Source organism: Anoxybacillus pushchinoensis, assembly GCF_900111795.1.
GTDB classification, from domain to species: domain Bacteria; phylum Bacillota; class Bacilli; order Bacillales; family Anoxybacillaceae; genus Anoxybacillus; species Anoxybacillus pushchinoensis.
Map to the genome: position 1 here is coordinate 1 of NZ_FOJQ01000035.1, position 18,765 is coordinate 18,765.

18 protein-coding genes and 2 pseudogenes are annotated in these 18,765 nt (G+C 40.9%); 12 read left to right on the forward strand and 8 right to left on the reverse strand.

What is annotated here, in order from left to right; genetic code table 11:
• Positions 1–143 precede the first annotated feature (143 nt).
• The 5 genes and pseudogenes from BM213_RS09915 to qoxD form a co-directional block, all read left to right on the forward strand.
• A pseudogene (locus BM213_RS09915) lies at positions 144–314 on the forward strand (ArsR family transcriptional regulator); the annotation flags it as partial.
• Between the two features lie 554 nt (positions 315–868).
• Complete coding sequence (gene qoxA, locus BM213_RS09920) at positions 869–1,843, forward strand: cytochrome aa3 quinol oxidase subunit II (RefSeq protein ID WP_091703619.1); 975 nt, start codon at positions 869–871, stop codon at positions 1,841–1,843.
• Complete coding sequence (qoxB, locus tag BM213_RS09925) at positions 1,833–3,809, forward strand: cytochrome aa3 quinol oxidase subunit I (RefSeq protein ID WP_091703621.1); 1,977 nt, start codon at positions 1,833–1,835, stop codon at positions 3,807–3,809. The genes qoxA and qoxB overlap by 11 nt, the downstream gene beginning before the upstream one ends.
• Positions 3,799–4,404, forward strand: a complete 606-nt coding sequence (gene qoxC / locus BM213_RS09930) for a cytochrome aa3 quinol oxidase subunit III (protein WP_091703624.1) — start codon at positions 3,799–3,801, stop codon at positions 4,402–4,404. Before qoxB ends, qoxC begins: the two co-directional genes overlap by 11 nt.
• Positions 4,405–4,704, forward strand: a complete 300-nt coding sequence (gene qoxD, locus BM213_RS09935) for a cytochrome aa3 quinol oxidase subunit IV (protein WP_091703627.1) — start codon at positions 4,405–4,407, stop codon at positions 4,702–4,704.
• 15 nt (positions 4,705–4,719) lie between these two features.
• On the opposite strand, the gene pstA is transcribed toward qoxD, so the two are convergent.
• From pstA to BM213_RS09955, 4 genes are read right to left on the reverse strand one after another with little or no spacing between them, the layout of a single operon-like run.
• Positions 4,720–5,583 carry a phosphate ABC transporter permease PstA gene (gene pstA, locus BM213_RS09940; RefSeq protein ID WP_244149252.1) on the reverse strand — a complete coding sequence of 288 codons (864 nt, stop codon included), beginning with the start codon at positions 5,581–5,583 and terminating at the stop codon, positions 4,720–4,722.
• 51 nt (positions 5,584–5,634) lie between these two features.
• A complete protein-coding gene (gene pstC, locus BM213_RS09945; protein ID WP_091703632.1) occupies positions 5,635–6,555 on the reverse strand; it encodes a phosphate ABC transporter permease subunit PstC in 921 nt (306 codons plus the stop codon).
• A 60-nt stretch (positions 6,556–6,615) separates the two neighbouring features.
• Entirely contained in the window at positions 6,616–7,482 is an 867-nt protein-coding gene (locus BM213_RS09950) for a phosphate ABC transporter substrate-binding protein (protein WP_091703635.1), read from the reverse strand.
• A gap of 15 nt (positions 7,483–7,497) precedes the next feature.
• Entirely contained in the window at positions 7,498–9,228 is a 1,731-nt protein-coding gene (locus tag BM213_RS09955; protein ID WP_091703638.1) for a stalk domain-containing protein, read from the reverse strand.
• A gap of 199 nt (positions 9,229–9,427) precedes the next feature.
• On the opposite strand from BM213_RS09955, the gene BM213_RS09960 reads away from it, so the two are divergent.
• Positions 9,428–9,607, forward strand: coding sequence for a hypothetical protein (locus BM213_RS09960; protein ID WP_244149248.1), 180 nt, complete (start codon positions 9,428–9,430; stop codon positions 9,605–9,607).
• Positions 9,608–9,745: 138 nt separating this feature from the next.
• Here BM213_RS09960 and BM213_RS09965 read toward each other — a convergent pair whose 3' ends face one another.
• The 4 genes from BM213_RS09965 to BM213_RS09980 all read right to left on the reverse strand — a co-directional run bounded on the left by BM213_RS09965 (position 9,746) and on the right by BM213_RS09980 (position 12,941).
• The gene (locus BM213_RS09965; RefSeq protein ID WP_425265926.1) at positions 9,746–10,336 is read right to left on the reverse strand and encodes a PspA/IM30 family protein; all 591 of its coding nucleotides are present in this window, start codon (positions 10,334–10,336) and stop codon (positions 9,746–9,748) included.
• Position 10,337: 1 nt separating this feature from the next.
• Complete coding sequence (locus BM213_RS09970) at positions 10,338–10,820, reverse strand: hypothetical protein (protein WP_077429418.1); 483 nt, start codon at positions 10,818–10,820, stop codon at positions 10,338–10,340.
• 86 nt (positions 10,821–10,906) lie between these two features.
• Positions 10,907–12,280 (reverse strand): sensor histidine kinase, encoded by a 1,374-nt coding sequence (locus BM213_RS09975; RefSeq protein ID WP_091703641.1) that lies wholly within the window; start codon positions 12,278–12,280, stop codon positions 10,907–10,909.
• Positions 12,270–12,941 carry a response regulator transcription factor gene (locus BM213_RS09980; protein WP_077429420.1) on the reverse strand — a complete coding sequence of 224 codons (672 nt, stop codon included), beginning with the start codon at positions 12,939–12,941 and terminating at the stop codon, positions 12,270–12,272. Before BM213_RS09980 ends, BM213_RS09975 begins: the two co-directional genes overlap by 11 nt.
• Positions 12,942–13,247: 306 nt before the next feature.
• Between BM213_RS09980 and BM213_RS09985 the strand changes: the two genes are divergently transcribed.
• The 6 genes and pseudogenes from BM213_RS09985 (at position 13,248) to BM213_RS10015 (ending at position 18,758) form a co-directional block, all read left to right on the forward strand.
• A complete protein-coding gene (locus BM213_RS09985) occupies positions 13,248–14,174 on the forward strand; it encodes a diacylglycerol kinase (RefSeq protein WP_091703643.1) in 927 nt (308 codons plus the stop codon).
• 82 nt (positions 14,175–14,256) lie between these two features.
• Positions 14,257–14,565: a helix-turn-helix domain-containing protein gene (locus tag BM213_RS09990; RefSeq protein ID WP_244149249.1), complete on the forward strand. Its 309-nt coding sequence runs from the start codon at positions 14,257–14,259 to the stop codon at positions 14,563–14,565.
• 108 nt (positions 14,566–14,673) lie between these two features.
• Positions 14,674–15,423 (forward strand): annotated as a pseudogene (locus BM213_RS09995) (IS3 family transposase); the annotation flags it as partial.
• Positions 15,424–15,698: 275 nt separating this feature from the next.
• Positions 15,699–17,069: a 23S rRNA (uracil(1939)-C(5))-methyltransferase RlmD gene (gene rlmD / locus BM213_RS10000; protein WP_091703651.1), complete on the forward strand. Its 1,371-nt coding sequence runs from the start codon at positions 15,699–15,701 to the stop codon at positions 17,067–17,069.
• Positions 17,070–17,412: 343 nt separating this feature from the next.
• Positions 17,413–17,766: a peptidoglycan recognition protein family protein gene (locus tag BM213_RS15305; RefSeq protein ID WP_244149250.1), complete on the forward strand. Its 354-nt coding sequence runs from the start codon at positions 17,413–17,415 to the stop codon at positions 17,764–17,766.
• A gap of 38 nt (positions 17,767–17,804) precedes the next feature.
• A complete protein-coding gene (locus BM213_RS10015) occupies positions 17,805–18,758 on the forward strand; it encodes a calcium/sodium antiporter (RefSeq protein ID WP_091703656.1) in 954 nt (317 codons plus the stop codon).
• The last annotated feature ends 7 nt before the right edge of the window (positions 18,759–18,765 follow it).

Sequence of the window (18,765 nt, forward strand, 5' to 3'; positions counted from 1 at the left end):
CGGGCGCACAGGGCGATAAGCACCAGTAAGGTGTTTGCCCATGAAAGTCTTGTGGAACAAGGGTGAGTTCTACACGCAGGTGTACGAGAAACCCTTTTGTACACAAGAACCCCGTGGCTTTAGCCATCGGGAGGTTCAGGGAAAGGTCAAGTTTATCGCGTCCAGCGATTTCCCACCATTTGAAAATTTTGCGCGACCAAGGATTAGTGTCGGTAGAACAAAAAGGGACATTGAGATACTATGTATTATCTATCGAAAAAGCTGTTGAATTATTGAAAGATTTGATCCATGCTGTCGAGAAGGAGTGCCTTTAGATATGCTAAAGGCCAACTTTTTCATTTTAATGTTTAAGTTTTTAAACATTTAAAAAAAGGAGTAATGAACAATAAAACCGTCATTATTCCGGGGATGGCGAATAAACTCCTTGCATTTAGTGTTCGTTTTATCCAAACTTTCCAAATGCGCTCAAGTGGGTGCGGAAGCTGTTGAGATGAAAAAGTATTTTTCATGGGTATTTTTTGTTTTTGGAAATAAATTTGAACAAATTTCGAAAAAAATTTAACGAAAATGTGACAAAATTTCAAATGGACAACCTATTTCTTTTTGTATTTCCATGTATTATATAAAAGATAGCGCTTTTCTCGCACGATTTTTGATGTCGAGAAAAGTGTTTTTCTTTTTGTCAATGATTTTGCTTTTCGTTTCCCCCTCAATGCAGTTTCTTCCTTCCTTTTTTCGTCACAATTATTTTTACGGTACATGTTAAAATCATTTCGATAGTGTTAATACTACAAAGCTAAATAAATGTCGCTCGTTTCGTATTTACTTCCTTGTTCAATGAATCACAATTTTGTTGAGGTGAAGAAAGGTGAAGCGTTTATTTGTCTTCTTAATTGCGGGACTGCTTCCGCTTCTTGGGGGCTGTGAGATGGTTGTTTTTCAGCCACAAGGACCAGCTGCTCGAAGCATCATGGAGCTCATTACTTGGTCGATTTGGTGGATGCTTCTTGTTGTTGTCGTTGTATTTGCCTTGTTTGCTTATATCGTGTGGAAATATCGAGATCGACCTGAGCGTCAAGGGGAGGAGCCTCCTGAGGAGCACGGGAATGTGGTGCTTGAAATTGTATGGACAGTTATTCCGATTCTTATCGTTGTTGCGTTAACGATCCCAACTGTGAGAACATTATATGATTTAGAAAAGCCTCCGAAGGGGTACGAAGATCAAGATCCGCTTGTTATTCACGTGACATCAGCGGATTGGAAATGGATTTTTAGCTACCCAGAGCAAAATATTGAAACAGTGAACTACGTCAATATTCCTGCCAATCGTCTCGTGTTATTTAAAATGACTTCCGCATCGACTATGCAGTCATTTTGGGTGCCTGCGTTAGCGGGACAAAAATATACGATGAACAAAATGGAGACAGAATTGTACGTTGTTGCGGAACGTCCTGGTTCGTACGAAGGAAGAAATACAAACTTTAACGGACGAGGGTATGCGCATATGCAATTTGAAGTGTTAGCACAAACGCCGAAAGAGTTTGAAAAATGGGTGCAAGAAGTGAAACGAACTGCTCCGACATTAACAAAAGAGAAGTATGAAGAATTGTTGCTACCTACACATTTAGGAAGATTGACTTTTATTGGTACACACTTACAATGGGTCGATCATGCCGATCCACATTCAAAGACATATACACATCCGGAGTTATATCGTGGACACGGATATCAAGGGAAAATTTTTATTCGTGACGATCACTATAAAAGAGCATCAACTATTTATAACGAAGATGAACAACAAACTTTAGATAGTAATAGCGGGGGTGAACATCGTGGGCATTAAGTGGAATGAAATACTCGTTGGTGGCGATCCGCTTCTTGTCGGTTCACAAATTGCGATTGTATTGACAGTTGTGGCAATTGTTGTTGGCTTGACGTACTTTAAAAAATGGGGTTGGCTATGGCGTGAATGGCTAACGACAGTAGATCATAAAAAAATTGGGATTATGTACATTGTATCAGGTGTACTCATGTTTTTCCGCGGTGGTATAGATGGATTGTTAATGAAGGCGCAAACGGCAAGGCCGGAAATGAACTTTTTGGATGCCCAACATTACAATGAAATTTTTACAACCCATGGCGTCATTATGATTTTATTTATGGCGATGCCCCTTTTGATCGGTTTAATGAACGTCGTCGTTCCGTTGCAAATCGGTGCGCGCGATGTTGCCTTTCCACAGTTGAACGCGCTTAGCTTTTGGTTGTTTTTTAGCGGGGCGATGTTATTTAACATTTCGTTCGTTGTTGGAGGGTCACCAGATGCAGGGTGGACATCATACTTCCCACTTGCAGGAAAAGAATTTAGCCCAGGCATCGGGAATAACTACTATGCGATTGCATTACAAATTGCAGGTCTTGGGACGTTAATGACGGGGATTAACTTTATTGTTACAATTTTAAAAATGCGTGCACCGGGCATGACATTAATGAAAATGCCGATGTTTACATGGACAACACTCATTACGTCAATCATTATTGTCGCGGCGTTCCCGATTTTTACAGTTGCCTTAGCATTAATGACGTTTGACCGCTTGTATGGAACACATTTCTTTACACTTTCTTCAGGCGGAAGTGATATGCTTTGGGCAAACTTGTTCTGGCTTTGGGCACATCCTGAAGTGTATATCGTCATTTTGCCTGCGTTTGGAATTTTCTCAGAAGTCATTGCGACGTTTTCACGTAAAACGTTATATGGATATAAGTCTATGGTTATTTCCATCGTTGGCATTGCGTTTTTAAGTATGATCGTATGGGTGCACCATTTTTACACAATGGATGCAGGTCCTGCGGTAAACTCGTTTTTCTCGATTACAACGATGTTAATTGCTGTTCCAACCGGAGTGAAAATTTTCAACTGGCTATTTACGATGCGAAAAGGACGCATTCAATTTACAACAGCGATGTTATGGGCGCTTGCCTTTGTGCCTAACTTCGTCATCGGTGGCGTGACGGGGGTCATGTTGGCGATGGCAGCTGCAGACTATCAGTATCACAACACATTATTTTTAGTCGCACACTTCCATTACGTGTTAATTCCAGGTGTCGTGTTTGCGGTGTTTGCAGGATTGTATTATTGGTGGCCAAAAATGTTTGGTTTTATGTTAAACGAGAAACTTGGAAAATATCATTTCTGGTTGTTTACGATCGGATTTAACGTCACATTTATGCCGATGTTTTTCCTTGGTTTAAAAGGGGCGGTTCGTCGTGCGTATACGTATTCAGCAGAATCAGGTTTTGCGCCGCTATTTCTCGTTTCTGCGATCGGTTCGATCATTTTAGCGATCGGCTTTGCGGTATTTTGTTATAACATTTATTGGAGCTTCCGTTATGCGAAGCGCAATGTATCCCACGATCCATGGGATGCGCGTACGCTCGAGTGGATGACAGCATCACCAGTGCAGTTTTATAACTTTGCGGTCGTTCCAGAAGTGAAACAATTAGATGCGTTTTGGCATATGAAAAAGCGCGGTGAAACGCTCACGTTAAAAGAAAGCGACATAAAGAAAATTCATATGCCGAGCAACTCAGGCTTACCGTTTTATATGGCGGTTGTGTTTGGAATTACAGGTTTCTTCCTCGTTTTTGAGGCGCACATTGCCGCCGCTGTAGCAGCGATTGGCATTGTTGTTGGGCTTATTGTTCGTTCCTTTGACTATGACGATGGGTATTATGTAAGCGTCGATGAAATTAAACAAACAGAGCGCACGTGGAGAAATGTAGAAGGGGGGACGGAAAACCATGTCGGCTAACGTCAATCATTCGCTTCCACTTGAATATCAGACGGAACAAAATCGATTAAATATTTTAGGTTTTTGGATTTTTCTTGGGGCAGAAATTGTGCTGTTTGCGACGTTGTTTGCTGTTTATGGGGTGTTAGGTCACCGCTATGCCGGTGGCCCAACGCCAAGCGATATTTTTAAGCTGAATGATGTGCTTATTCAAACGTTGTTGTTGTTGACAAGTAGTTTTACATGCGGTTTGGCAGTCTTTTTCATGCGACAACGCGATATGAAAAAACTGCTTACTTGGTTCGTCATTACCCTTTTATTAGGGGCAGGATTTTTATTTATGGAAATTCGTGAGTTTATTCATTATGTGCATGAAGGAGCAACGATGCAAACGAGCGCGTTCTTATCGAGCTTTTTCGTTTTGCTTGGCACACACGGAGCGCACGTTACATTTGGGATCATTTGGGCAATCATGCTTATCATCCAGTTGCTCCAACGTGGATTGACGCCAGTTACCGCAAGAAAAATGTTTATTATTAGCTTATATTGGCATTTCCTTGATGTCGTTTGGATCTTTATTCTTACGTTCGTCTATTTAAAAGGGATGGTGGCGTAAATGGAACATAAAAGTAAATATCCCGTTAGTCACGTTGTTGGATTTTTGTTTTCGTTAGTTTTAACGTTTGTCGCCGTATTTGTTGCGTTGAAAATGAACGTATCATATACAATTGTGATGTGGATCATTGGCTCACTTGCGGTCATTCAAGCCGGTCTTCAACTATTTATGTTCATGCACGTAACAGAAGGAGAAGACGGAAAAACGAACGTCATTAATATGGCTTATGCGGTATTTGTCGCGATCGTCATTGTCGCAGGTTCGATTTGGGTGTTAACATCTGGTCATGCGGCGCACTAAAATAAGACCCCTCGCTTAACTTTGGCGAGGGGTTGTTTTTAATTTTGCTACGAGCGTTTGTATCCATATTGGCAGACGAACTGTAAAGCTGATGATAAGAACGATAAGAACGAGAATGGCCGCTGATTTCTCCGCAATTTCTTTTGCGTCTGGGACGAGCGCTTCCGATTGTACATACCATAAATGAACAGGAAGCGTTCCACCTTGCGATAATAAGTTAAAATCCCACATAAATCCGGATGTTGATGTTCCGCCTGCTAAAATAATGATAGCAGATTCCCCAAACGCGCGACACGCGACGAGGCTAATGCCGGTCAAAATACCGTTTAATGCAGCGGGCAGTACAACTTTCAACACCGTCTGTGATTTCGTCGCTCCGAGGGCGAGCGATGCTTCGCGAATGTCTTTCGGTACAGCTTGAATAGCTTCTTCGGTGACGCGGGCGAGTACAGGCAAGTTTAATAACGCAAGTGTGATTGCAGCACCAATGATCGTTAAACCGATGCCAACATACTCAACAAACAGGACGTACCCAAACAAACCGAAGACGATGGAAGGGACGGACGCTAAACCTTCAATACATGTGCGCACGAACTCGGTAAAACGATTGTTCGGTGCATATTCCGCAAGAAAAATACCAGCTCCGATGCCAATAGGTAAAGATAAGAGTAAAGATAAAATAAGAACGTAAAAAGAGTTAAATAAAAACGGACCAATTCCACCCCCCGCTTCTAATTCATCAGGTAATTTGAACAAGAAGTCGATCGATAGCTTTGGTAAACCTTTTCCTAAAATCGTATATAATAGCGCGATAATGAACAGAAATGTCGTTGCGGTAACGATAGTAACGAAAATATGAAACAAGTGATTTGTGTACATAGCGCTTGTGATCGCTTTACGATGGTGATGAAACAGCGAATCTTTCATTTGTTACTCTCCTTTTGGACGAAGTTTGCGAATAATAACGATCAAAACGAGCGAAATAAACAATAACAAAAATGCCATCATGTAAAGGGCGTAGTTCCACGTAGAATGGAATTGTACGTTAATAATTTGCATGACGATATTACTTGTTAAAACAGATGTTGGAGTGATTAAGTCCCAACCGAATTGCGCCGTATTGCCAATGACCATAACGACAGCCATCGTTTCTCCGATTGCTCGCGTCATGCCTAAAATGATCGCTGTTAAAATGCCTGAGCGAGCGGCAGGAAGGACGATGCGAGAAATGACTTGTAACTTTGTGCTCCCGAGAGCATAACCAGCTTCACGTAAATAGTTCGGAACGGCACAAATGGCATCGTCAGAAATACGAGTAATCGTTGGTAAAATCATTAACGTTAACACAAGGGCAGCAGCTAAAAATCCGTCTCCCACGAGCGCCCCTGTTTTTTCGCGAATGAAAGGCAATAAAACAGTTAAACCTAAGTAACCGTACACGATAGATGGAATACCAACGAGCAAGTCGAGCATAGGACGCATCACATTTTTTAGCCAATTCGGTGCAATTTCGGAAATAAAAATAGCAACAGCTAATGCAATGGGAGTAGAAATGAGCAGTGTTAAGAAAGTTAAATATAGCGTGCCGGCAATAAATACGGCAGCGCCATATTTTCCTTCATACGGCTCCCATGTAGCAGAGAAAAAGAACTCTTTCCACGATACGTCTTTAAATACGAGAAACCCGGTTTGGCTAATGAAAATGACGATTGAAAACAGAGCGATGCCGAGAAATAATGCACTAAATAAACAAACGTAGCGGAATAGCTTATTTTTCATATATTTCATTGACCATTGTTTTTTCTTTTGTTGTTCGTGTTGTGCGCGAACTTCTGACGCAGGCAGTGCCATGTCAATTGCCTCCTTTGAATCTATATAAAAGAAGCCTCCTCATAAAAGGAGGCTAAATCGTTATTTTTTCATCGCTGTAATTGGAATAAATTTTAATTTTTTTAGCGAGCCTTGTTGGAATTTTTTACTTTGGATATATTGGATAAATGCTTTGTTCGCTCCGGTAGCTTCCCCTTTTGTCAATAAGTATCCGTATCCCCAAACAGGGTATTTTCCGCTCGTTACGTTTTGAACCGTTGGCGCGATACCGTTGTACGCTACCGCTTTAATATCTCCTTTAATGTAAGCAAGGTCTGTGTAACCGATCGCATTCGGAGTTGTAGCAACCGCTTGAATCATGTTACCGTTTGATTGCACTTCTTTGTAATTTTCTCCTTTTGTCATAAACGCTGAACCTTTTAAAGCTTTCATTTGATAGTTGACGCGTGTTCCAGATCCGTGTACGCGGTTGATTACGATAATCGGCTCATCTTTTCCGCCAACTTCTTTCCAGTTTGTAATTTTACCAGCGAAAATATCTTGCAGTTGTTTTGTCGTTAAGTTTTTCACTGGGTTGCTTTTATGAACGATTGTTGCAAAAGGAATGACCGCGATCGGATAAGCTTTCAAGCCTTTGAACGCGTTAAATCCAGGTACTGGCTTTGTCGCATCCCAGTCACAAGCCCCGATCGTTGCGGATCCTTTAGAGACGGATTGCGGACCAACGATAGATGCTGTACCCGAAACAGAGATCGATACTTTCGGATTTGCTTTTTTAAATTCTTTCGCTGCTTGTTGCGTTAACGGAAGTAATGCAGATGATCCAGCTACGACCACTTTTCCCGTTACTTGTGAAGCTTCTGCTTTTTCTGTTACGCCGAGAGAAGAACCGAGTAATAAAGCGGACGATAATGCGACAAAAGATAATTTTTTAAACAATGATTTCACTTTTTCCACCTCTTTTTATTTTGTTATGTCGATCAGTTTGTTATTTATTAAAACAGCGATTTTTTCTCCTTCATCTGTTGGGATAGTGACAGCTATTTCATTGCCGAATGGAGAAGGGGCAATCGCTGTAATTGTTGTTTTTGTGTTGAATATGCGTGTCCACTGTGCTTGTGGCGCAGTAGCGCGATAAATAGAATACGATCCGTTTTTCTCTTCTACTAACACAAACACGATGTTTCCTTTTGTGGCGACGTAAGTAATATTCATCGTTGTTGCCATGTTTCTTTCTTGGCCACCAACAATTGCTTTTAATGCAGGCAGTTCGTTTTCATCATCTGGGTTTGCGCTTAAATAGACGATCGCATCACCGGCGAAGAAAGAAAACGTTTTGTTATTTGTATCTGTCGTCACAGCTGTTGGCGTTTTTTGCTGCGATGTTAAATCAACGACATACAGTTGTGGTTCCGTGCCTGTTGTATCGATTGTGTCGATCTCTGTTTTCGATTCATCTGTATAATTCGCTTTCGCTTCCTTTGCGGCTATGTATATCAGTTTTGTGCCGTCCGCTGATAGACGAAGGTCGGATTTGTATTTTACTTTGTCATCAACAATTTTTGTCACTTCTCCAGTTTGCGCGTTCATTGATGCAATGACGTCGCTGTTATTTCCTTTGAAAAAGTAAATTGATGATCCGTCTGGCGCCCATGTTAGCTCGACTTTTACATCGTCATCCGTACCTAGTGCAGTTGCTTTTTTTGTAGCTAAATCAACAATAAATAATTGGCCGTTATCATCCACATATGCGCCTTTTTTCTTATCAGGAGATAAAGAGAGATCTCCGCTTGCAATAGTTGCTATCACTTTGCGAGAAGGGATGTGAACAACTTTTGATACAGGCTCATCGTTTTCATTTGTAACGATGACGTATTCATTGCTTAACCATTGTGGGTTAAAGTTTAAACCTTTTAAAAAGCCGTTCGTTGCAATAAATAAAGTAGCGCCTTTTTCGATTTCTCCGCCTAATTTCGTCACTGTGCCATGTAAGTCAGCATAAAAGTTTCCGTTCACTTTGACGACAGACGACCCTGGTTGATGAAGAAGAAAAGTAGCTTTCTTTCCTTTTCCGCTTAATGTGATCGTTTTCGATTTTCCATCGACATTTATCGCCACACCAAATGCTTTTGCGAGATCAGACAGAGAATAAAGCGTTTTTTGACCGACTGTGATCGCATGTAGCTGAGCAGCTTGTCCGTCGATTGAAACAGCTGTTTTGGTTGCTTTCACGCTTCCGTTTGTAGAAAGAAGGATAGGGCTGGCATTTGTTTGCAACTGTCCGCCGAACGCCTGAACAACAGCTACAGCTGGGACGTATAAGACGTTGTTTATCAATTTAGGTGCGACGTTCATCGTTACTTTTTTTCCGTTCACTGCAGCAACTTTATCATGTACTTTGACTTGAACAACTGTCCCTTTCTTCGTCATCTTATACGTTTTCGTTTTTTTGTCGTAAGAATACGTAGCACCTAGCAGTTTAGAAAGCTCAGGAGCGGATACGATCCAGTTTCCACCTGAAACCGTTGTGGAAGAAATAGGCATCACCGTTCCGTTTACACTCCAATTTGTTTTTTGAACAGGTTGTTTTTGGACGGCTTTTGCTTCGACGCTCCATTTTGTCGCCGGAATAAGCGGCGAAGCGAGAACAGCTGATGCAATCAGCGTGTGTGCGAGCATTTTTTTAACGGACATGTTTTTCCCTCCTACGTTTATGTATTAACAAAATCAATTATAGGGGGGGAATGTTAATGTAGTTTAATTGTTTTGTATAATTTGTAAATATTATGTTTGATTTTTTAGAATTTTTATAAATGGTATGTAAAGAAAGGATCATCTCGTATTTTCTACCATTCTTGTTATAACGGGAAAAGAATAGGGAGGAGGGACGGGTGTGCGTACGTATAAAGAAACGTTGAGAAAATTGTTTGTTAATTACACCATTGGTTCAATTTTAGCAGTGATTGGTGTCGGCAGCACGTTAATGGTGATGGCTTTAAACATTCGACAAGTAGATTTGCTTATGTTATTGCTCATTCAATTTTTTCTCGTTTTGTGTCATGCTGTTTATTGAACAAGAAAACGATCAATGGAAGCTTGTTGGAATCATTCATGATGAATGGACGACATAGACGTATAAAAGGTGTCCAACCGCGGACACCTTTTATATTATTCCTTTTTTAATTGTTTCAATTGTTGCTCGACTTCCGCATCAAACGATTGAGGGGGGGATCGTTTGCATGACCGAGCGAGCTTTTGCTTCCGCTTCAAGAAACATCACTTTTTCCTCCATGCGCGCAAAACCTTTGACGACATGATCATAACGGAAAGATGCGATCGATTCATCAATTTGTTTCATCGTTTCAGCGACATAAAAGCGCGTCATTAATTGCATTTGTTTCAATTTTAATTGCTCGTACGTTTCGTACAATTGTTTCACTTTTTCCGTTAAAACGGTTGTTTTTTCTTTTAATGTGTTGTATTGTTGCGTATATAGCTCTAATTTTTTTTCATAGGCGATTTTTTCTTGAAGGGCCATCTTTGCGATCGGCTCTTCATTTTTTTCTACAGCTAATTTTGCTTGGCGAGCCCGCTTTGCGATCATTTCTTCTGCATCTGCGATGAGACGCTCATATTTTTGTTCTAGCACAAACTGTTGTGCCAATGCTTGTTGTGCTTGTTCAAGTTGTTCTTCTAGTTCACGAATGTACTGTTTCGTCATGCGAATCGGATCTTCGCATTTGTCAATGATGTCATGTATGTCGGCAAGAACGACATGTTTTACGCGTTTAAAAATGCCCATATTACTTTTCCTCCTTTTGTATTGTTTTTTCCCATTCATCTAAAAAGCTATCGTTTTGAATAGGTGAGACAAATGGTGCAAATTCAGGTGTCGGCTTTGTTTTGTTTCTTAGTAAAACGTACGCTGCAATGATCGCTAAGACGGCGAGCAACGTTTTTGGTAAAAGCGCAATGAGCCCAATTGCCATCAGCGCACCGCCAATCCACTTCCCACCACCGCGCTTCGTTTTCCAAACGATCCATCCGATGATGACTAATGCCAGCTGAAGAAGGAAAAGAATCCATCCGAACATTGGCATACCGTGTGGTCGCATCATTTGTGGACCGTGATGACCGAACGCCCGATGATGTTTACCCATTCCCATCATGTGTTCTGCTGGCATTCGTCCGCTCCAACCGATGTGCATGAAATAAGTAGCGATGTGCGCGAATACGGCGATGACAACTAGTCCACCGATCAAGAAGAAAACCGTTCGTTTTTTCACATCTATCACCTCCTTCGTTATTTACAGTTTGAATTGTACAAGAGAAAAGAGAAAATTAGGTGAAAAAGAAAAAACGTGCAACATATTTATGCACGTTTATCATTTGGAAAAGTGATCGTGAATGTCGTTCCTTTTCCCACTTCGCTCTGTACTTGAATGTTTCCATCGTGTGCTTCGACAATCCATTTTGCGATGGAAAGCCCAAGTCCGTGTCCGCCAATTTGTCGTGTCCGCGCTTTGTCTGCACGATAAAATCGGTCAAAAATGCGGGGAAGATGCTCAGGAGCAATTCCAATACCTGTATCAGCCACAGAGATGGTTACTACTTTTCGTTGTTTTATTACGTGTTGAGCTAACGATAGGGAAACTGTTCCGCCTTCAGGTGTATATTTGATGGCATTATCAAGCAAAATGTACAACAGCTGTGTACATTTGTCCTTGTCTCCAACAAATTCAATTTGTTCAGACGCATGAAACTGAAGCGTAATGTTCTTTTTATTTGCAAGCTCTTGTAACGACTGTAACGTACGTTCTGCACATGCACGTAGTTCAAACGGTTTTCTTTCAATTTGTAGCTTTGCATCGTCTGTACGCGCAAGGGTGAGAAGGTTATTAATGAGCTTTGTCATTCGTTTCGTTTCGTCTCCTAGACGTTCAATTGTTTTTTGGCTGAATGGATCGGACGTTAATGACTCATCCATTTTCAACGCTTCAACAGATGAATAAATGACGCTAAGTGGGGTTCTTAGTTCATGGGAAGCGTCCGCCACAAATTGACGTTGCCGATTGTAGGCATCTTGAATGGGGATGAGCGCTCGTTTGGACATAAAATAACTAAAAGCGACGGCCACCGCAATAAACAGCACCCCGAGCCCTAATAAAATGAATGTAGACCATTTCAGCAAACGAAACATGCTTGTCACATCCATACCGACATATAAAACACCGACGAGCTGCCGCTCAACAATGACCGGGCGAGCGACAGTTAATATTTTCAATGTGTCTGCACGGAAGCGTTTTAATTCATGGCGGTGATGGGGGACGTGAATCTCTACATATTTTAATTCGTTTTTTTCTGGTGTCCACGGTTGAAGCGTCGAAAGGAGCAGCGGCCGCAATCCTTTATTCACTTCATCTCCCATCATCAATCGTCCACGTGTATCAATGACGTAAAAAAATAGTTGATCTTCACTTAAAAATATGACATTTTGATCGCTAGACCACCCGATAAACGATTGCTCTTCTAGCATGTTTTCAATCGTTTGACCTTCTTGTTCGGCGATCGTTCGAATGCGTCGCTCTTGGTCATTTGTAATAACGGTATGAATAAGAAAAGAAACAACCGCGATAAAGATGGCTAAAAAAGCGATGAGAATACCGCTATATGTGGCAGTTAATCGCCATTGTGTGCGGCGAAACATATCAGAATGATGAAACAAAGATCGTATACTATTTTTCAATGGTATATCCCACCCCGCGCACCGTTTTAATGAGTTGTTGTTGTTCATCGCCAATTTTTTTACGCAATAGCTTAACGGTTGCGTCAATCGTTTTCATCGATACGTCCGCATCGTATCCCCAAATGCGATCAAGAATAATGTCGCGTGTTAGAACACGTCCTCTATTTTGTAATAATAAATCAAGTAGTTGGAATTCACGTGGGGTTAATATAATTTGTTCACCATCTTTCAACAGTGTATGGCTTGTACGATTGACCTCAAACGCTCCCCAGCGAACAATTTCTTCTTGAATCGGTGCGAACGTGCGCCGGGACAATGCTTTCAGCCGCGCCATAAGCTCGTCGATTTCAAACGGTTTCACTAAATAATCGTCCGCTCCGGCTTCCAGTCCTTCAACACGATCTTGAACCGCATCTTTTGCGGTTAACATTAAAATCGCTCCGTGATAACCATGTTTTCTTAAACGTTGACATACGCTCACCCCATCGCCATTTGGCAACATCCAATCTAAAATGATCACATCATAAAACGAAGCGAGGGCATAATCGTAGGCATCTTCTCCTTCCTGTACCCAATCAACATGTTCGACACCTTTTTTCTTTAATAAATGGACAATGAGTTCACCTAAATATACATCGTCTTCAGCAAGCAACACTTTCATCCTCATCACCTTTTTTCTTTCATGATATCAAATGTTGATGAAAAATGAGTGAAAATGAAGAAATGAGATCAGAAAAATAGAAGTGATTAGGAAAAGCGAGGAGTCATTATTTTCTACAAACTTAAATACAAAAGTGCTCGAATACATTTTGCTTGTATTAATTGTAGCGACTGTGATAAAAATTTGGTATGAAATGTTCAAGTAAGCTGGTTCCGTTGAGTCGGCTTTCTTTTGTTCATTGCAATGATTATGAAAATCTGGTATGATGTTAAATAGTGGGAAAATAAAATAAATAGGATGATGGGGATGAAACGAGCACGTATTATTTATAATCCGACGTCGGGAAGGGAAGTATTTAAAAAGCATTTGCCTGATGTACTGATTCGGTTAGAACAAGCAGGATATGAAACGTCATGTCATGCGACAACAGGGGCAGGGGATGCGACAGAGGCGGCAAGAAAAGCAGTTGAGCGAGAATTTGACCTTGTTATTGCCGCAGGTGGCGATGGAACGATTAATGAGGTCGTAAATGGGCTAGCTGATGCGTCATATCGTCCAAACCTTGGCATTATTCCAGTCGGAACGACGAACGACTTCGCCCGCGCGATCGGTGTACCGCGCTCGATTGAAGGCGCGTGTGATGTGATCATTCACGGAGAAGCGGTGCCGATTGATATTGGGGCGGTAACGAACGAAGGAAAGACGCATTATTTTGTTAACATTGCCGGTGGCGGACGTTTGACGGAATTAACGTACGAAGTGCCAAGCAAATTGAAAACGATGATTGGTCAACTCGCCTATTATTTAAAAGGAATTGAAATGCTTCCTTCCTTGCACCCTGTCCATGTCAAAATCGAGTACGATGGAAAAATGTTTGAAGGGGCTGTCATGCTGTTTCTCGTTTCACTTACGAACTCTGTCGGCGGCTTTGAAAAATTAGCCCCAAACTCATCGTTAAACGACGGCATGTTTGATTTAATCATTTTGAAAGAAACGAGCTTAGCTGAATTTATTAAAATTGCAACGCTCGCCTTGCGCGGTGAACATATTCACGACCCACACGTCATTTATACGAAAGCAAACCGCGTCAAAGTGTACACGGAAGAAAATATGCAGCTTAATTTAGACGGGGAGTATGGCGGCATGCTTCCGGGCGAATTTGTTAACTTATATCGCCATATGAACGTATTTGTTCCGAAAGAAAAAGCTGAGCAAATGAGAACAGGGGAGTGAACCTGGAGTGAGCCTTTAAAAGTAGACATGTATAAATCGGGAAAAAGATGTCCATACAGAAGACAGGAAGGAGCCGATAAACATGTCGAAAAAACAAAGAACTTATAAAAGCTATTCTTCAGAATTGAAGCTGGAAGCCGTTCAAAGAGCCTTGGCGGGAGAGAGTGTAAAAGTCATTGCACATCATCTTGAGATTACAGATCCTGACTATATTTATAAATGGATAGATCAGTATGAAATGTACGGGGAAGTAGGACTAAAACGAAAAGTTAGAAATCACCCTAAAATGGACAAGGATTTTATTATACGAGAACTAGAGATGGAGAATGAAATTTTAAAAAAGTATCTGCAAATTCTGAAAAAGGAGGGAAGACAGCGAAGTTCAAAGTAGTAGACGAGCTCAAAACAAAATATCCAGTCGTTAAAATATGTGAAAAACTACAGATTTCAAAATCTGGTTACTATAAATACTTGAAAACAAAGGGTAAGAAGAAAAAAGAAATCTAAGAAAGACCAACAATTAAAAGAATACATCTCTTTGATTTTCCATGAACATAAAGGGAGATATGGATATCGAAAAATTCACGCAGTGTTAAACAATCAATATCAACTACCTGTAAGTGAAAAAGTTGTACGTCGACTAATGAGAGAATTAGGATTAAAATGTCAATCTCGCATGAAACGAAAACAACCCGCTAAAGTGAAGAAGGCAACTTCCGCTGGATATATTTATGAAAATCTATTAAAAAGAAACTTTTCCACGACACGTTTGAATGAAAAATGGGTCACAGATGTCACGGAAATTGCCGTGGAAGATAAAAAGCTATTTGTTTCTGCCGTTATGGATTTACACAACAATGAAATTGTCGGGCATCAAATTTCATCCACACACGATGTTCAACTTGTGGAAGATTCCCTATTGTATGCGTTAGAAATCAGATACATCAATGATTCCTTAATTCTTCATTCCGATCAAGGAATGCCATATCGATCAACAAGATGGAAAACGCTGATGGATACATTTTCAATCACACCAAGTATGTCGAGAAAAGCGAATGCGCTTGATAACGCATGCATAGAAAGCTTTTTCTCCTACCTTAAAACAGAGATAGAACAGGACTTGCGACGTACGAAAAGTGTGGAAGAGGCAACACAGCTTATCCATGATTACATTCGCTATTACAACCACCAACGGATACAAGGTGTTCTTCGTTATCAGACACCGACTCAATATGCAAAGGCTAGTTAACAACGAGCACCAGTGGGCTATATTTCCTCCTTCTCGTCTTACCAACCTCTCCTCAGAACTCCGTGGGGCTGTCAAGTGCTCTCCTTGACAGTTTCACGGGGTTCTGAGACACTAGGAAAAAGACGAGAAAAGGAAAGGAACCAGAGTTTTATCACTCTGATTCCTTCACGTTAACTGAATTTATACTGTCTACTTTTCGGATCGCAGTGCAACCTGTTCTTTTTTGTTCGACTATGCTACAATCTTGACAGCATTTCGCGGAAGGGGAAAGACAAATGGAAGCACCAGTAGCAAAAAACGAATATTATGACGTCGTATTTGAAGATTTAACGCACGACGGGGCAGGGGTGGCGAAAATCGATGGTTTTCCAATTTTCGTTCCAAACGGTTTACCCGGCGAAAAAGCGAAAGTGAAAGTAGTAAAAGTAAAAAAAGGGTACGGTTTCGGTCGTTTGATCGAACTGTATGAAAAAAGTGAAGATCGCATTGATGCAGCGTGTCCTATTTATAAACAATGCGGTGGATGTCAGCTGCAACATATTCGTTACGAGGGACAGCTGAAAGCAAAACATAAACATGTCAAAGAAGTGCTCGCTCGCATCGGGAAAATTGAACATGCGACCGTTCACCCTGTCCTCGGCATGAACGATCCGTGGCGGTATCGAAACAAAGCGCAAGTACCTGTCGGTGAGCGTGAAGGTGGGCTTGTGGCGGGTTTTTATAAAGAGCGTAGCCACGACATTATCGACATGGACGCCTGTTTGATCCAACAAGAAATGAATGATATCGTCGTGCAAACCGTCAAACAAATTTGCGAGCAATATAACATCCCAGCCTACAATGAACAGACGCATAAAGGTGTGCTTCGTCACATTATGGCACGCTATGGGGCAACGACAAAGGAAGTGATGGTCGTTTTAATTACACGCACCGAGGAGTTGCCGCATAAAAAGAAAATTGTTGAAGCCATTGTACAACGTGTTCCGAACGTGAAGTCCATTGTGCAAAACATAAACCCGAAGCGGACGAATGTCATTATGGGAGAGCATACGCGTGTGCTTTGGGGATCGGAATATATGTATGACTATATCGGCGACATTCGGTTTGCGATTTCTGCCCGCTCCTTTTATCAAGTAAACCCTGAGCAAACGAAAGTACTGTATGAAAAAGCGTTGGAATACGCGGAGTTGACTGGGAAGGAGACAGTCATTGATGCGTATTGTGGCATCGGAACGATTTCACTCTTTTTAGCAAAAAACGCGAGAAAAGTGTACGGGGTCGAAATCGTTCCTGAAGCGATTGCCGATGCGAAACGAAACGCTGAACTAAACGGCATAACAAACGTTGAATTTGCGGTCGGAGAGGCGGAAGTCATCATCCCAAAATGGTACGAGCAAGGAGTGCGAGCTGACTGTATCGTCGTCGATCCTCCTCGAAAAGGCTGTGATGAATCATTGCTACAAACGATGATCACCATGAAACCGGAGCGAATCGTCTACGTCTCATGCAATCCCGCAACACTCGCACGAGATTTGCGCATATTAGAAGACGGTGGATACAAAACGATCGAAGTCCAGCCGGTCGACATGTTCCCGCATACGATGCACTGTGAAATTGTGGCATTATTGTCTAGGGTGGATGAATAGGAAGAGTTGAAGTGTTGATAGAATAAGGTTTTCCAGTGGTATTGGAGAATATCCAAAAGAAGAGTTCAAACATTATGTAGTGAAGGAAGAATTAAAGGCGTGATGAAAGTGGGGATGGTTTGGGTTATACCATCTATGGCAATAAAACCAGCAGATACAGAAAGAAAACGAATTATTGAAATTTATTTTATGAATTATTAGGCTGGAAGAAAAATCACACCAAAAGGAATTATGGTTCATAGCACAGGGGCAAACAATCCGAATTTAAAGCGTTACGTTGGTCCAGATGATGGTTTATTAGGAAAAAATCAATACAACAATCACTGGAATCAGCCACGACCAGGTGGCAGACAGGTGTGTTCATGCTTTTATCGGAAAGTTAAAAGATGGATCGATTGCCACTTACCAAACGTTACCCTGGAATCACCGCGTATGGCATGCGGGTGGAGATGCGAATAATACACATATTGGTTTTGAAATCTGTGAAGATAATTTAACCGACAAAACTTTTTATGATAAGGCTTTTGTCGGTGAGACTATTGTACATAATTTTAACTGGGGAAATCGCAATAAAGAAATTGTTATGTATTACATATCCCAAATAGATTTAGGTGATAAAATCGTTAACGCATTAAATAATGCGTTAGATAGTGCTTATCCTCTTTTCAAATTAAGAGATTGTATTAATAGTAATTAGAAAATAATAGAAACTAAATGAGTTAAGGAGAATAAACAATGACTTATATTTTATTGATTATCGGCTTTGCATTATTGATAAAAGGAGCCGACCTCTTTGTAAACGGATCTTCCAATATTGCCAAACTGCTCCGGGTTCCAACTATTTTAATCGGGTTAACTATTGTGGCTTTTGGAACAAGTTCACCGGAAGCGACTATCAGTATTATTGCAGCACTGAAAGGAAATGCAGATGTTGCACTTGGTAACGCAGTGGGAAGCAATATTCTTAACAGTACCCTTATTGTAGGTGTCACAGCATTCTTATATCCTTTGAGAGTTGAAAGTGAGACCATTAGAAAAGAAATCCCATTTACCTTACTCGCAAGTGTAGCATTGCTAATTCTTATGAGTGATATTGCATTGCAAGGATCGAGTAGCAACTTACTTACACGCAGTGATGGATTTATTCTTTTATTGTTCTTCTCCATCTTTATGTACTATTTAATTGAGATTGGCCTAAAAAGTCGGAAAGAGAAAGCAGACGAACCAGTTCCTGAGGACATCAGGTGGGGTAAAAGTATATTAATTACCATACTAGGATTGGCTGCAATTATATTTGGAGGGGATTTGGTAGTAGATAACGGTATAGAAATTGCTTATTCTCTCGGTATGAGTGAAGCATTGGTGGGGTTAACGATTATTGCAATTGGAACATCCCTTCCCGAACTTGTCACTTCCATCTCTGCGGCACTGAAAAAAGAAAGTGAAATTGCGCTGGGTAATATTGTCGGGAGTAATATTTTTAACATTTTATTTGTACTTGGTGGCTCGGCTACTATTTCTCCACTAGCAACAAATAATAAAATATTTATTGATGTCATTCTTATGATTGTACTAACTATTATATTATTGGTTTTCTCAAGAACGAGCTTCAGAATTGGAAAGTGGGAAGGATTCGTGCTTGTCGCCGCCTACATTATTTACTTAGTGTATATTATATTGCGGAATTAATGAAATA